This window comes from Pseudomonas sp. PDM15 (assembly GCF_014851565.1).
Taxonomy (GTDB): Bacteria; Pseudomonadota; Gammaproteobacteria; order Pseudomonadales; family Pseudomonadaceae; genus Aquipseudomonas.
In genome coordinates this window covers 241,393-256,177 of sequence record NZ_JACVAA010000006.1, presented here as the reverse complement: position 1 = coordinate 256,177, position 14,785 = coordinate 241,393, and the positions used below count along the sequence as shown (strand labels likewise).

Here is a 14,785-nt window from a genome sequence, read left to right as displayed (position 1 = left end):
ACTCGGTTTATTTTCCCACATTCTTTTTGGCAAGATCGAATACTGACTATATAGACGCAAAGCACCCTGAATTATTGATTCGCTTCTACCACCTCAGAATCATCTCTACCGCAAGCTGCCTTGGATAATCGATGAAATTTTCAGACTTCTCTTCAGACCTGAGCATTCAAGCTCAAGCAACCGCCCCCAAGGCTCCTAAGGTCACAGTAATTCTTCCGACTTTTGCACGAGGATATGGCCCGCTACAGGAGTCCATAGATAGCGTTCTGGCGCAAAGCTTTACGGACTTCGAATTAATTATTGTGGATGATGGGTCAAAGGACGGAACTGCAGCTATTCTTAAAGAATATATGCTCCGAGATCCACGAGTGGTAGTCCACTCTTATCAGAGAAACAGTGGCTTGCCAGGACTACGGGTAAACCAAGCAGCCTTGCATGCCAAAGGCAAGTACATTGCGTACCAGTTTGATGATGATCAATGGCCCGAAGACAGCCTAGATGTTCGGGTAGAAGAGCTTGACAAACACGACAAGCCGACTGTCGTTTATGGAAACGCCAGAATGGAAGTTGCGCTGCCCGATGGCAGCCAACAAACCAGGATGCTGGGCGGAGCATTTAACTACGCTTTGCTCATGAATGGGAACTACATTGCTAATAATACAGTCATACATCATAAAGAGCTGTTTGATGTTGCCGGCATGTACGACCCGCATATCATCTTGCGGCGCTACTGTGATTATGACCTGTGGTTACGCTTTGCTAAGCACGCCGAATTCGTTTGGATTGATCATGTCATCTCCCATGTACGCGCCAACATGGACGGATCGCTTGGCAAGGACATCCCCATGTTCTTTACTCGCTACCGTAAGCATATAGCCCTCAACCGCAACAGTGCTCTAAAGCCAACCACCATCGCTGAATACGATGTAATTGATGTTAGTCAATTTTCGCACTCGCTTACTGACGAAGAAATCATAGAGTACCGCCGACTAGAAGCAATTCCGTTCCTCACAAAGTTTAATGACTACTGCAGTGAGTCCGAGCTACTAGTAGCTGCAGGCATGCGAGGCAAGCGCTTGCATCTCCTGACGGTAAAGCCCGACTACTCAACCTCTGTCGATGTAACTATTGGAAACTTTGTACAGCTACCTCATCAACAAGCCATTACTAGCACCTATGTCAAAGAGCGCGACCTAGAGCATGTCGATCTATCCAAGTTTGATGTTGCCGTGCTCTATCGAACCGTGGGAGATTCAGGTAACGCGGTAGTAGATGGGCATTCTGGCAGAATACCCTCTGTCTACTTGATGGATGACAATATGCTGCACTTCCATGAGGTAGGCCCTGAACATATTGGCTTGGCTCCTGGCATGCCAAAATACAAATGCCTGACTCACCAAATCACCAATGCTGATGCGTGCATTGGCTACAGCGACGTCATCATCGATGACCTGCGAAAACTCAATACCCGCAGCATCAGATTAAACACAAATATCGGCCAGCAACATGTACTACCCAAAAACTATGAACGCAGCTCACGATTGAGGATTGCGGTACTTAGCGGCCCGGTGCGAAAAGATGTGCTTCGCCATCTGTGGCCCGCGCTGGAAAGCTTCGCGGCGCAGCATTCAGATACTGTAGAATTTCATTTCTGGGGCATTAATCCCGAAGAATTCGGCAGGCTTGAGTGCCCAGTCTACTTCAAGCCGTTCACGCACTCCTATGAAAGCTACCTGCGGAACCTGCACGGCAGTACGTTCGATGTAGCTCTCGTGCCGTTGGATCACAGCACCCGAGCAGCTCGTAGCAAAAGCCCAGTCAAAATACTTGAGGCCGCGGTTGCTGGGGCGATTTGCATATTTACTGATGCACCGCCTTACTCCCAATTACCGGAAGAATGCTGCATCAAAGTCGCTAATACGACCGCATCTTGGGAAATGGCCCTTAATTCCGCCTATACCCTAGGCGAAGCGGGCCGCACTACCATGCTTGAAAATGCGCGTGCTCTAATTGAGCAGCAATTCACTACCGAATCGCAGTTCTATGACGTGCTTGCGGCCTTCGAGTCTGTTCGGCTTCATGCGCGAGTCAAGAAGGGTACCATTGTGTACGCCTTCCATGAGCCTGCGCTGGGAGGGGCGACACTTCACCTTATCCGGCATGCCGCTCTAGTCGCCTCATTAGGCTTCAAGGTCGTTGGTCTAGTTCCTAGAAATGCCAAATACGCCAATGTCTTCCGAGATCGATGGAACATGGCGACCGGGGAAGCTAAGCTCTTTGAAGAAAGTTGGCCGTCTGGATATGTTCCCGGCCTACCTCTGCAAAGAGAAGCTGAAGATCAGGATCATGCTGCCGCAGCTAGGCTTGCCGAACTCATGAGCCAAGAACAAGTGCGCTTCGTGCATTTCGCCACTTGGTCTCCGACCATTAGCCTGCTAGCAGAAAAGCTAGGCGTACCATGCGCCGCCAGTGTGCATCAATACTACGAAGGCGCCGAGAGCTCCATCGAGCACTTTGCTGATGCAATTCATTGCTCTTCTCTCACGCACGGGGCCATGTGGGCCAGCATGGCCATAAGCCCGGTGCGGCGAATTGTTTGCCCGGTAGATCACGAGTACTTCAATAGTTATAAAACCAATCTGGCACGCGCATGCGTCGCTGGAAAGCCGATGCGAATACTAGTTTCGGGCACTTTCCAGCCTCGCAAAAATCAGCTCGCCGCCATTCAAGCTGCGTTGCAACTCAATCAGGCGGGATATGACGTCCACATGGACCTGATTGGCTATACAGAGTTCTATCAGGACTATGTAGCCGAGTGTCGCCAGATAGTAGAGGACAATGACCTTTCCGAAAAGTTCGTCTTTCATGGCTTCATCCATGACCCCAAGAGCTTCTATGACACCGCAGATCTGCTTCTAATATCTGCTATTGACGAGTCTATGCCGCAAACCATGCTGCAGGCGATGGCCGCCGGCGTGCCAGTTGTTTCCACTAATGTGGGAGGAGTCGGCGAGATCATCAAACATCGCTATAGCGGATTCTTGTGCGAAGACGACTCCCCCGTCGCGATGGCATCTGCTATAGAAGCATATATCACTCTCCCTGCAGAGCAGCGGACCGAAATGATCGAAAGAGCGCAGCGAGCAATGCGCTTATTGGCCCGCCCATCTTATGTTCGCTATGAGCTGATGGAGCTATATAACCAGGCTTTCGTTGAATGGGAAAAGCGTAAGACTCCTCAATCTAAAGGACCAGCTAGGCCAATGGGGAAAAAAAACCCAATTCCCACCTCAGAGAAAATCACAAGCAATAGGTTCCATGCCGAAGCAAGCCATGTACTACAGAGCCTTTCTAGCGAACTCGTAGCATGCCGAACTTCTCGAGCAACACGCATACTCTCGATATTCAGAAACAATAGCAGTCTCTGGAATGAGGTCTCACCACTTTTTGAACCTCTAAAATCATACTCTTGGGAAAATCTGCGGCAAGCAAGGAATGCTAATCTCATTCTTGGAGAGGATCTTCGCGCACTCCCTTACCGCGAGTATCAAATGCCCCTCGAAGTGCTTAATCTGAATCAGATTAGACTGGCAGTACGCCCTCTTCTTCAAGCCACACGAGGTACAGTGGGAGTAGAGATTGTTTCAGAGCATCAGGAAGTCCTGGCTCAGTGCCTAATTCCTCTCACCACAGTAAATCCGAACACACCCACCAACTTCCCGATGCCCTATCCAATTGGTAAGTTAGGGCGAAACTGGCTTCTACGCGTTTTCGTCAGAGATGCTGACGTCCCGATAAGCCTCTACGAGCAGAGCTTCCACTCCTCACTAAAGCGGACGATTAAGTACTCCCCCTTTGCGCAACTTCAATAGTTTTGAGCAATACCAAAATGAAGCAAGACATTGATGTTCTAATGGTGATCGAGGGAGAGATCGCAACAACCCAACTGATTGAGCAAGTTCTTTTTGCTGGTAAGGAGCATGGTATTCACTATCGCAAGATATTGCTTTCCGAGCTTTCGCTAGAAGACTTTAAAGAAAATACAGTCCCACTGTTTGTGCGCTGCGGCGATCCTGGACTTGAGTTGTGGATCGACTGCCTAATATCAGCAAATTACCCCTATCTTTATTACATAGATGATAATTTTTGGAAAATTGAAGGCGATTCACTGATAGCGCACTACTATCAACACCCCTTGGTGCGCCGCTCTCTGGAGCTAGCTGTTTCAAATGCCTATAGTTTATTAACCAGCTCAGATGTATTGGCTGCTTTTCTCAGGAAATTTAACAAATCCACGAAAATACTAACGCCATTCTTCGACTTTTCATTACTGGAAGAAACGACATCCAGCACTTCAAATGAAGTACGAATAGGCTTTGCCGGAAGCCCTTCCAGAGCTGATGACTTGAATATTCTAATAGACGTAATACCGTCTATTCTAGACAGCTATCCAAATGCCATCTTTGAATTTGCCGGAGTCAAACCGGAGGGTATCGCGGTATCTGATAGAGTCCGCTTCTACCCTCACATAACAGACTATAACGATTTCATAAAATTCAAGCAGACACGACAGTGGTCTATTGGATTGGCGCCGCTTGCGGATACTGAAGCCAATCGATGTAAAACAAATAACAAGTACCGAGAGTACTCCGCCTGCCACATAGCAGGTATTTATTCCGACGTAGCACCCTATCAGGACTGCGTAAAACCAGGAATCAATGGACTGCTGGTAAAGAACACTTCGAGCGACTGGCGAGCGGCCATCAAGCTCCTGCTTGACTCCCCGGAAAAGATTCAAGTCATTGCAGATAATGCTTATTCCGATGTACGCGAAAACTACTCCGTCGAGCATGTCGCGAGCAGCTGGATAGAAGAGATAAGAAAGCTACATGGAAGTCTTTATCTTACTAGAAGCGGCACGCTTCGCCCCGCAATGACTCGAATGATCATCAAGCGTAATTTTCTTCGCCTAGAGTCGATTTTAGTTCGACTTTCGGCGATCTATTCGCAGGATGGACTCCTTGGTTTGTTTAGAAAACTAGCGAACCGAATCAAGCGAAGCATCCGATCTACTGACCAGTCATAGCCAAGAAAATATCCCGAATCTTTAGGACGAATAGAATCATGAAAATAACTATTTTCGGTACAGGCTATGTAGGGCTGGTCACGGGAGCCTGCCTGGCCGATGTAGGCCACCATGTAATCTGCGTCGATGTAGATAAGTCAAAAATTGACGGCCTGAAGAAAGGAATTATTCCTATCTATGAGCCTGGCCTTGAAGCCATGGTTAAGCAGAACAGCTCCCAAGGACGCCTTCGCTTCACTACAGATGCTGCTGACGGAGTGCAGTTTGGTGATATTCAAATTATTGCCGTTGGTACACCACCGGATGAGGATGGCTCGGCCGATCTGCAGTACGTCCTAGCGGTTGCCAAAACCATCGGTGTCTACATGAGCGATTACAAAGTAATCGTCAACAAGTCGACGGTCCCTGTAGGGACTGCAGATAGAGTTCGACAAACCGTATCGTCAGCACTTAAGACGCGCAATGCCTTTGTTGAATTCGACGTATGCTCCAACCCCGAGTTCCTTAAAGAAGGCTCAGCAATTGAGGACTTCTCAAAAGGCGCTCGAATCATCGTAGGGACAGACTCGGATCGAGTGAAAACTTGCATGCGCGAATGCTATGCGCCTTACAGCCGTAACCATGACAAGCTGATTTTTATGGACATCCGTTCTGCCGAGCTAACCAAGTACGCTGCAAATGCCATGCTCGCGACAAAAATCAGCTTTATGAATGAGATATCTCAAATAGCCGAACGCCTTGGCGCAGATATAGAGCAAGTTCGCCTAGGTATTGGATCAGATCCTCGGATCGGTTACCAATTCATCTACCCAGGTTGCGGTTACGGAGGATCATGCTTCCCGAAAGATGTACAGGCATTGGCAAGAACTGCCAGCGAGACCGGCTACAGGCCACAGCTACTGGATGCGGTAGAGGCGGTTAACAATCGCCAAAAAAATGTCCTGTTCGATAAATTGCAAAATGCTTTTGATTCTAATCTTTACGGCAAGACCATTGCCGTCTGGGGGCTAGCCTTCAAGCCCAACACCGATGACATGCGCGCAGCTCCCAGCCGCAATCTTATTGAGTCCATTTGGAAAGCGGGAGGCGTAGTGCGAGCCTATGATCCAGAAGCGAGAAAGGAGGCTCTTCGGATTTACGGTGAGCGCCCCGACTTTATATTGGCAGTAAGCCCTGAAGATGCATTGCTTGGTGCGGATGCGCTTGTGATCTGCACCGAATGGAAGCAGTTTCGAACTCTCGACTTCCATTGGCTTAAAGAGCAGCTGAAAAGCCCTGTCTTAGTGGACGGTCGCAATTTATTCGAACCATCTGCAGTCAAAGCTGCAGGACTCATGTACTACGCAATCGGCCGCGCCGACTCTCTCGTTGATCTCAACTAGGTCTGATGATGAAAATACTGGTAACAGGGGCCGCCGGCTTTATTGGCTTTCATACTGCCCGCGCACTCTTAGAGCGGGGCGATGAAGTAACTGGAATCGATAACCTCAACGACTATTACGAGGTATCCCTCAAAGAGGCCAGGCTTGCAGAGCTAACGCCTTATGCAAACTTTAGCTTTCAGAAAATGGATATTTCTGATCGTGAGCAGATGAGTCAGCTCTTCTCTTTCGGTCGATTTGATCGGGTGGTACACCTTGCAGCACAGGCTGGTGTCCGGTATTCCCTAGAAAACCCGCATGCCTATGCTGACAGCAATCTGGTTGGTTTCCTGAATGTACTAGAGGGCTGCCGCCAACATCAGATTGCTCATCTCGTATACGCCTCATCTAGCTCGGTGTATGGCGCAAACGAAACGATGCCATTTAGCGTCCACGACAACATTGACCATCCAGTTTCTTTGTATGCTGCGACCAAAAAATCCAACGAACTGATGGCTCACGCTTATAGCCATCTCTACGGTATTCCGGCGACCGGGCTTAGGTTCTTTACGGTCTACGGTCCTTGGGGCCGGCCGGATATGTCGCCGTTCCTTTTCACCAGAGCAATACTTGGCGGGCGCCCATTGCAAGTATTCAACCAAGGTAAGCATCGACGAGATTTTACCTATATAGACGATATTGTTGAAGGCGTTATCCGCGTACTTGCCCGCGCTCCCTCTGCCAACTCCGAATGGTCAGGTCTATCTCCTGACCCAGCCTCAAGTAAAGCCCCTTGGCGAGTCTACAACATTGGCAACAGCCAGCCTGTTGAGCTGCTGACCTATATTGAGTTGATCGAGAATGCTTTAGGCAAAACGACCACCAAAACGCTACTACCGCTACAGCCTGGCGATGTAGAGCACACTTATGCCGATGTTTCTGAACTGATCAAGGATATCGGCTACGAGCCTAAGACGTCCGTTGAGGATGGAATTGAGAAGTTTATTTCTTGGTATCGGAGCTTCTACAAAGTCTAATTCAGCACCGATAACCCCCTGAGGATGCCCCCTCACCCAAAAAACACCTTTAGAATTAGATTCTTAGCCTTATTACCTTTGGCAGAGACACAGAGTTCTAGCTGACCCTTAAGCCTCGCTCAGGTAGTATTGCCAAAGCCTCAACCACCCAACATCTGCAGCTAGCTTTCCGCAGAAGGTAATCAATATGCGCATACTCGTAACCGGTGGTGCCGGATTCATTGGCTCAGCCGTCATACGGCACCTGCTTGCAGAGACCGAGCATGAAGTCCTCAATCTTGACAAGCTCACCTATGCCGGCAATCTCGAATCCCTGATAGACGTCGCGACCAATCCGCGCTATCACTTCGTTCAGGCCGACATTGCAGATAGCACACTGGTCACCGCAACGCTTGCGCGCTTTCAGCCTGATGCGGTGATGCATCTGGCCGCAGAGTCGCACGTGGACCGCTCAATTGACGGCCCAGCGGCCTTTATTCAGACCAATATCGTTGGAACGTATAGCCTCTTGGAGGCGGTACGGGCGTACTGGTCGAAATTGAGTGAGCAGGGCAAAGATGGGTTCCGCTTCCATCACATATCGACCGATGAAGTCTATGGCGACTTGCACGGTGTTGATGATCTCTTTACCGAACTTACACCCTATGCACCTAGCTCACCCTATTCCGCGAGCAAGGCAGCATCTGACCATCTGGTTCGGGCATGGCATCGAACCTACGGGCTCCCAATACTCGTTACAAACTGCTCAAACAATTACGGCCCGTATCACTTCCCCGAGAAGCTGATACCGCTGATGATTCTGAACGCTCTGGAAGGCAAGCCCCTGCCGGTATACGGCGATGGCAAGCAAGTACGCGACTGGCTGTTCGTCGACGATCATGCTCGTGCTCTGGTAGAAGTGGTCACTCGCGGCACCGTAGGCGAGACCTACAACATTGGCGGACACAACGAGCAGAAGAACCTTGAAGTAGTACGCAGCATCTGCGCTCTTCTGGAGGATCTGGCACCAGCCAAACCCCAAGGCGTGCAACGCTTCGATGAGTTGATAACCTTCGTTAAAGATCGCCCAGGACATGACCAGCGCTACGCAATCGATGCAGGCAAGATCGAGCGGGACTTGGGCTGGGTTCCCAGAGAGACCTTTGAATCCGGACTGCGGAAAACAGTGGAATGGTATCTCGCTAATTTGGAATGGTGCCGCCGCGTTCAGGACGGCAGCTATCAGCGTGAGCGACTCGGAGCATCAGCATGAAAGGTATTATTCTCGCCGGGGGCTCTGGCACTCGCCTGCACCCAATTACCCTAGGGGTGTCGAAGCAGCTGCTACCGATCTATGACAAGCCAATGATCTACTACCCGATCTCCGTGCTCATGCTGGCAGGGATCCGTCAGATTCTGGTTATCTCGACCCCACATGACTTGCCACATTATCGTAGCCTTCTTGGGGACGGCTCCCAGTTTGGTGTCGAATTCAACTATGCAGAGCAGCCGTCTCCAGATGGATTGGCTCAAGCCTTCCTGATTGGCGAAGACTTCATCGGTAGTGATTCTGTATGCCTGATCTTGGGCGACAATATCTTTCATGGTCAGCATTTCAGCGAGCAGTTGAAGCGAGCAGCAAGCACCCCGGCTGGAGCCACGGTTTTTGGTTACAGAGTTAAAGACCCTGAGCGTTTTGGTGTTGTCGAGTTCGATGAAAATGGCAAAGCCATATCTATTGAGGAAAAGCCTGTACAACCGAAGTCCAGCTACGCCGTGACCGGCCTGTATTTCTACGACAATGATGTTGTAGGTATCGCTAAGGCAGTCAAACCCTCCCCGCGCGGTGAGTTGGAAATAACTGATATCAACAATGCCTATCTACAGCGTGGCGACCTCCAAGTCGAACGCTTGGGTCGCGGATTCGCTTGGCTTGATACAGGTACTCACGATAGCCTGCTGGAAGCATCCCAGTACGTTCAGACTATCGAACACCGCCAAGCTCTCAAGGTAGCCTGTCTTGAAGAGATCGCTTATCAGAATGGCTGGATCGACAACGATCAATTGCTCAAGCAGGCCCGCGCCTTTGGCAAAACTGGGTATGGCCAATATCTGCTTAAGCTGGCAGGGGAACCTCATTGAACGTACTACAAACAGCAATACCCGACGTTCTCATCCTGGAGCCGAAAGTCTTTGGGGATGATCGCGGCTTCTTTTTCGAAAGCTTTAATGCACAAGCGTTTGAATCCGCTACGGGGCTGAAGCGTAATTTCGTACAGGACAATCACTCACGCTCGCAGCGCGGCGTGTTACGTGGTTTGCACTATCAACTGCAACAAGCTCAGGGCAAGTTGGTCCGGGTGACTCAAGGCGAAGTCTTTGATGTGGCCGTTGATATTCGCCGCAGCTCGGCAACATTCGGACACTGGGTTGGCGTCAATCTCTCAGCCGACAACAAACGTCAACTTTGGGTTCCGGAAGGCTTTGCTCACGGCTTTCTCGTGCTCAGCGAGTCCGCCGAATTTCTCTACAAGACCACTGATTACTATGCCCCCCAGTACGAACGTAGCATCCGCTGGGATGATCAATCGCTGGCTATTGATTGGCCATATGCCGAAACCCCTCAGCTATCCGCCAAGGATCTGGCAGCTCTTGAGTTGAAGGATGCAGAGCTTTTCCCATGAAAATTGTATTGTGCGGAAAGAGCGGTCAGATCTCTCGAGAGCTGCAACTGAGTCTATCTAAGCTTTGCAAGCAACTTATCTGTCTTGATAGATCAGAGATGGACTTCACTCAATTGGAAAGCATCCGCTATCAGCTCAGTAAACATACACCAGACCTGATCATCAACACCGTAGCTCATACTGCAGTTGACCGCGCCGAAAGCGAGCAAGATCTTGTCTTGGCAATCAATGCAGAGGCTGTGGGTGTCATTGCAGAAGAAGCCAATAAGCTTGGCGCCCCACTCATCCACTACTCGACAGACTATGTTTTCGATGGCGAGAAAACCACTCCATATACCGAAGAGGATGAGCCGAATCCACTTGGCGTATATGCGCGGAGCAAATTGGCCGGCGAACTAGCAATTCAGGCAGTTACTGGTGAGCATCTAATTCTGCGAACCAGCTGGGTTTACTCACAGCAAGGACATAACTTCCTACTGACAATGCAACGCCTGCTGCAAGAGCGCGAGGAGCTCAAGGTGGTCGATGACCAAATTGGCGCACCCACTTGGGCCGGTAGCATTGCTCAAGCTACAGCGCAGATGATCCAACAGTGGCAGGCAGGCTCTGCCAAATGGGGCACTTACCATCTAACCGCCGCAGGCGAAACCTCATGGTTTGGCTTCGCAAGCGCTATTTCTGAGCAGCTGCGTCTTCAAGGAAAAGAGTGCGCACACTTGCTACCTATAGCTTCGAGCGAATACCCCACCCCAGCCAAAAGACCGCTCAACTCACGCCTGGATTGCAGCAAATTGCAAGCGGACTGGCACATTTCTATGCCTGATTGGAAATCAGCTCTCGCTGAATGCTTAAGCAACCCGCGCTAATGCGGAGCGCTGGCTGACTATTTCACAGGCTATAGCGCCGGTAGCGCTCAACGAGGGGGGCATAGAATATGAACCCAGCAAGCGTCTATCGCCCACGCTGGCGCAGCCTGGCTCTGTTGGCCCTGCTACTGGCTCCGCTGCTGTGGCCGCTGCAGTTCTTCGCTGAGCGCTATTACCGCGGCGAGCTGCTCGAGCAGAATCGCCAGACCTTCGACCTGTATGTCGCCAACCTGTTCGGCACGCTGCGCCGCTACGAGGTGCTGCCGAATATCCTCGCCGACCTGCCGCCACTGCGCTCATTGCTCGCCGCGCCGACCGACAAGGCGCTGCAGGAGCGGGCCAACCGCCTGCTGACCCAGGTGCGCGAGGAAACCGGCGCTGACGTGATCTACCTGATGAGCCCCGCGGGCATCACCCTGACCTCGTCGAACTGGGACCAGGCGGACAGCTTCGTCGGCCGCGACTTCACCTATCGTCCGTACTTTCGCGAGGCGCTGGCCGGCAAGCCGGGGCGCTTCTTCGGTCTCGGCACCACCTCGCGCAAGCGCGGCTATTTCTTCTCCAGCCCGGTGCGCGACGGCGAGCGGGTGATCGGAATTCTGGTGGTCAAGGTCGACCTGGACGACTCCGAGGCGCTGTGGGGCAACACCCCGGAGCAGCTGATGGTGACCGACAGCAACGGCGTGGTGATCATCTCCTCGCGCAGCGACTGGCGCTTCCGTGCCACCCGCGAGCTGGACAACGCCGAGCGCGCCGCCATCGCCGCCAACCAGCCCTACCCGACCCAGGCGCCCACGCCGCTGCAACTGGACGACAGCGCCTGGCTGATCCAGAGCCGCGAGCTGCAGGAGACCGGGCTGACCGCCAGCATCCTCGCCCCGCGCCAGCTGGTCGATCGCCAGGTACGCACCACCCTGGCCGTGGGTGGCGCAGCGCTGCTGGCGGGCCTGCTGATGCTGGGCCTGCTGCTGCAGCGCCGACGTCACTACATCGAGCGCATCGCCCTGGATGCCCGCGCCAAACGCGAGCTGGAGATGCGCGTGCTGGAGCGCACCCGCGACCTGGAGACGCTGAACAATCGCCTCAAGGACGAGGTGCTGGAACGCGAGCACGCCCAGCAGGAGCTGCTGCGCACCCAGGACGAGCTGGTCCAGGCCGGCAAGCTGACGGCGCTGGGCACCATGAGCGCCAGCATCAGCCATGAGCTCAACCAGCCTCTGGCGGCGATCCGCAGCTATGCCGACAACGCCGGCGTATTGCTCGACCATCAGCGCACTGACGATGTGCGCGGCAACCTCAAGCAGATCAGCGAACTGACCGGGCGCATGGCCTCGATCATCGCCCACCTGCGCGCGTTCGCCCGGCGCGACAGGCATGCGCCGGAGAGCGTGGCCCTGCAACCGGCGCTGGACGATGCACTGGCCCTGCTGGCCAAGCGTCGCCGGACGCTGGACGTGGAGCTGATTCGCGACCTGCCGGATGCCACCCTGTGGGTGCAGGCCGGCGAGACGCGCCTGCGCCAGGTGCTCGGCAACCTGCTGGCCAACGCCCTCGACGCGCTCAGTGAAAAGGCTCCGCCACGGCGCCTGTGGCTAAGTGCCGAACTCACCGGGAATGGCGTCAACCTGCTACTGCGCGACAATGGTCCCGGCTTCTCCGAGCAGGCCCTGGCCCATGCGCGCGAGCCCTTCTTCACCACCAAGACCAGCACCCAGGGCCTCGGCCTCGGCCTGGCCATCTGCGAGACGCTGATGCAGGCCCTGGGCGGCGAGCTGCTGCTGGCCAATCACCCGGATGGCGGCGCGCTGGTCACCCTGCAGCTGCGCAGCGCCGCACCCGGCGCCAACTTGCAACCGCCCGAGGAGTTTTCATGAGCGCCATTGACGCCCGCACCCAGGTTCTGCTGATCGACGACGACGAGCACCTGCGCCAGGCCCTGGCACAAACCCTCGACCTGGCCGGCCTGCGCGTGGAAACCCTGGCCGACGCCCGCGGCGTGGCCGAGCGCATCGCCGCGGACTGGCCGGGCGTGGTGGTCAGCGACATCCGCATGCCTGGCATCGACGGCCTGCAACTGCTGGAGCAACTGCACCAGCAGGACGCCGAGCTACCGGTGCTGCTGATCACCGGCCACGGCGACGTGCCACTGGCCGTGCAGGCCATGCGCGCCGGCGCCTACGACTTCTTGGAAAAACCTTTCGCCAGCGAGGCCCTGCTCGATGGTGTGCGCCGCGCCCTGGAGCTGCGCCGCCTGGTGCTGGAGAACCGCAGCCTGCGCCTGGCTTTGGCCGACCGCAATGAGCTGGGCGCGCGCCTGATTGGCCAGTCCGCCCCCATGCTGCGCCTGCGCGAGCAGGTCGGTGCACTGGCGGCCATCCACACCGATGTCCTGATCCTCGGCGAGACCGGCGCCGGCAAGGAAGTGGTGGCGCGTGCGCTGCACGACCTCTCCGCACGCAAGAAGGGCCCGTTCGTGGCAATTAACGCCGGCGCCCTGGCCGAGTCGGTGGTGGAGAGCGAGCTGTTCGGCCACGAGCCCGGCGCCTTCACTGGCGCGCAGAAACGCCGTATCGGCAAGTTCGAATTCGCCAACGGCGGCACCCTGTTCCTCGACGAGATCGAGAGCATGAGCCCAGATATTCAGGTCAAGCTCCTGCGCCTGCTGCAGGAGCGAGTGGTCGAGCGCCTCGGCGGCAACCAGCTAGTCCCCCTGGATATCCGCGTGATCGCCGCAACCAAGGAAGACCTGCGCGTGGCCGCCGACCAGGGGCGTTTCCGCGCCGACCTCTATTACCGGCTGAACGTGGCGCCGCTGCGCATTCCACCGCTGCGCGAGCGTGGCGCCGATATTCTGCTGCTGTTCCAGCACCATGCCGAGGCCGCCGCCCAGCGCCACGGCCTGCCGATCCGCGAGCTGCAGTCAGGGCAGCGTGCGCAACTGCTCAGCCACGCCTGGCCGGGCAATGTGCGCGAGCTGCAGAACGCCGCCGAGCGCTTCGCCATGGGGCTGGATATCGGCCTGGATCTTCCGGGTGGAGGGGCGCTGGCCGAAGCCAGCGAGCAGAGCCTCGGTGAGCGGGTCGAAGCTTACGAGCGCGCGCTGATCGCCGCCGAGATGGCCAAGGGACACAACTCCCTGCGCAGCCTCGCCGAGGCCCTCGGCCTGCCGCGCAAGACACTGCACGACAAGCTGCGCAAGCACGGCCTGGATTCGGACGGCGACGAAGACTAGTGCAGCATCGCTTCACCGCGATCGAGCAAGAATCGCTCCAGGTCTACCGGCTCGCCAGGGTCGGCACGTAGCTGGCGGCGCAGGTCGGCGAATACCCGGTTGTAATCCTCGTGGAAGGCGAACAGCGCCGGGTGCGCCGGCTTGATGCCGCGCCGGCGCAGGCAGCGCCCGGCACTCTGCAGGAAGTTGTAGGCCACGTCGCGACGCAGGCTGAAGCCATCGTGCACTGGTTGCCCGGCCACATCGCCGTCCAGCTCGAAATCGACGTGGCAGCCATCTTCATCGCGGCATACCCGGTATTCCAGGCTCAACTGAAAGCCGGGCTCACCGGGTGCAGGTTCGCGGCGTAGTTCGACATGTCCTGGGCGGAACATCGCAACCCCCTTGGCATTGCTGTCAACTTATAAGAATTCGAAGTAACTAGCCTCGAATTAATCTCGAATAAGCAGAAAGCAACTTGCCATTACGCATAAGAGACATCTTGCTGAAACTTGAAAGCGATAAAAGTTCGACTAGTTTCCTCTATGCCCGACCAGAACG

The 14,785-nt window shown here is 54.4% G+C and carries 11 protein-coding genes; 10 read left to right on the top strand and 1 reads right to left on the bottom strand.

Annotated elements, in window-relative coordinates:
* Positions 1-131 precede the first annotated feature (131 nt).
* The 10 genes from IB232_RS17905 (at position 132) to IB232_RS17860 (ending at position 14,245) form a co-directional block, all read left to right on the top strand.
* A complete protein-coding gene (locus IB232_RS17905; RefSeq protein ID WP_192399942.1) occupies positions 132-3,872 on the top strand; it encodes a glycosyltransferase in 3,741 nt (1,246 codons plus the stop codon).
* 17 nt (positions 3,873-3,889) lie between these two features.
* Positions 3,890-5,086: a glycosyltransferase gene (locus tag IB232_RS17900; protein WP_192399941.1), complete on the top strand. Its 1,197-nt coding sequence runs from the start codon at positions 3,890-3,892 to the stop codon at positions 5,084-5,086.
* Positions 5,087-5,124: 38 nt separating this feature from the next.
* The gene (locus IB232_RS17895; protein ID WP_192399940.1) at positions 5,125-6,468 is read left to right on the top strand and encodes a UDP-glucose dehydrogenase family protein; all 1,344 of its coding nucleotides are present in this window, start codon (positions 5,125-5,127) and stop codon (positions 6,466-6,468) included.
* Positions 6,469-6,476: 8 nt separating this feature from the next.
* Positions 6,477-7,484, top strand: coding sequence for an NAD-dependent epimerase (locus tag IB232_RS17890; protein WP_192399939.1), 1,008 nt, complete (start codon positions 6,477-6,479; stop codon positions 7,482-7,484).
* Between the two features lie 187 nt (positions 7,485-7,671).
* Positions 7,672-8,736, top strand: coding sequence for a dTDP-glucose 4,6-dehydratase (gene rfbB, locus IB232_RS17885; RefSeq protein WP_192399938.1), 1,065 nt, complete (start codon positions 7,672-7,674; stop codon positions 8,734-8,736).
* Entirely contained in the window at positions 8,733-9,605 is an 873-nt protein-coding gene (gene rfbA / locus IB232_RS17880; RefSeq protein WP_192399937.1) for a glucose-1-phosphate thymidylyltransferase RfbA, read from the top strand. Before rfbB ends, rfbA begins: the two co-directional genes overlap by 4 nt.
* Positions 9,602-10,147 (top strand): dTDP-4-dehydrorhamnose 3,5-epimerase, encoded by a 546-nt coding sequence (gene rfbC, locus IB232_RS17875; RefSeq protein WP_192399936.1) that lies wholly within the window; start codon positions 9,602-9,604, stop codon positions 10,145-10,147. Before rfbA ends, rfbC begins: the two co-directional genes overlap by 4 nt.
* Positions 10,144-11,013 carry a dTDP-4-dehydrorhamnose reductase gene (rfbD, locus tag IB232_RS17870; protein WP_192399935.1) on the top strand — a complete coding sequence of 290 codons (870 nt, stop codon included), beginning with the start codon at positions 10,144-10,146 and terminating at the stop codon, positions 11,011-11,013. Before rfbC ends, rfbD begins: the two co-directional genes overlap by 4 nt.
* A gap of 68 nt (positions 11,014-11,081) precedes the next feature.
* Positions 11,082-12,887 (top strand): sensor histidine kinase, encoded by a 1,806-nt coding sequence (locus tag IB232_RS17865; protein WP_192399934.1) that lies wholly within the window; start codon positions 11,082-11,084, stop codon positions 12,885-12,887.
* The gene (locus tag IB232_RS17860) at positions 12,884-14,245 is read left to right on the top strand and encodes a sigma-54-dependent transcriptional regulator (RefSeq protein ID WP_192399933.1); all 1,362 of its coding nucleotides are present in this window, start codon (positions 12,884-12,886) and stop codon (positions 14,243-14,245) included. The genes IB232_RS17865 and IB232_RS17860 overlap by 4 nt, the downstream gene beginning before the upstream one ends.
* On the opposite strand, the gene IB232_RS17855 is transcribed toward IB232_RS17860, so the two are convergent.
* The gene (locus IB232_RS17855) at positions 14,242-14,619 is read right to left on the bottom strand and encodes a DUF5064 family protein (protein WP_192399932.1); all 378 of its coding nucleotides are present in this window, start codon (positions 14,617-14,619) and stop codon (positions 14,242-14,244) included. The two genes, IB232_RS17860 and IB232_RS17855, sit on opposite strands and share 4 nt — an antisense overlap.
* Positions 14,620-14,785 lie beyond the last annotated feature (166 nt).

What these genes read in the sequence shown, in the direction of transcription:
- rfbD (WP_192399935.1), top strand. Translation starts at nt 10,144, where the DNA reads ATGAAAATTGTATTGTGCGGAAAGAGCGGTCAGATCTCTCGAGAGCTG.
- IB232_RS17855 (WP_192399932.1), bottom strand. Translation starts at nt 14,619, where the DNA reads ATGTTCCGCCCAGGACATGTCGAACTACGCCGCGAACCTGCACCCGGT.
- IB232_RS17900 (WP_192399941.1), top strand. Translation starts at nt 3,890, where the DNA reads ATGAAGCAAGACATTGATGTTCTAATGGTGATCGAGGGAGAGATCGCA.
- rfbA (WP_192399937.1), top strand. Translation starts at nt 8,733, where the DNA reads ATGAAAGGTATTATTCTCGCCGGGGGCTCTGGCACTCGCCTGCACCCA.
- IB232_RS17890 (WP_192399939.1), top strand. Translation starts at nt 6,477, where the DNA reads ATGAAAATACTGGTAACAGGGGCCGCCGGCTTTATTGGCTTTCATACT.
- IB232_RS17905 (WP_192399942.1), top strand. Translation starts at nt 132, where the DNA reads ATGAAATTTTCAGACTTCTCTTCAGACCTGAGCATTCAAGCTCAAGCA.
- IB232_RS17860 (WP_192399933.1), top strand. Translation starts at nt 12,884, where the DNA reads ATGAGCGCCATTGACGCCCGCACCCAGGTTCTGCTGATCGACGACGAC.
- IB232_RS17865 (WP_192399934.1), top strand. Translation starts at nt 11,082, where the DNA reads ATGAACCCAGCAAGCGTCTATCGCCCACGCTGGCGCAGCCTGGCTCTG.
- rfbB (WP_192399938.1), top strand. Translation starts at nt 7,672, where the DNA reads ATGCGCATACTCGTAACCGGTGGTGCCGGATTCATTGGCTCAGCCGTC.
- IB232_RS17895 (WP_192399940.1), top strand. Translation starts at nt 5,125, where the DNA reads ATGAAAATAACTATTTTCGGTACAGGCTATGTAGGGCTGGTCACGGGA.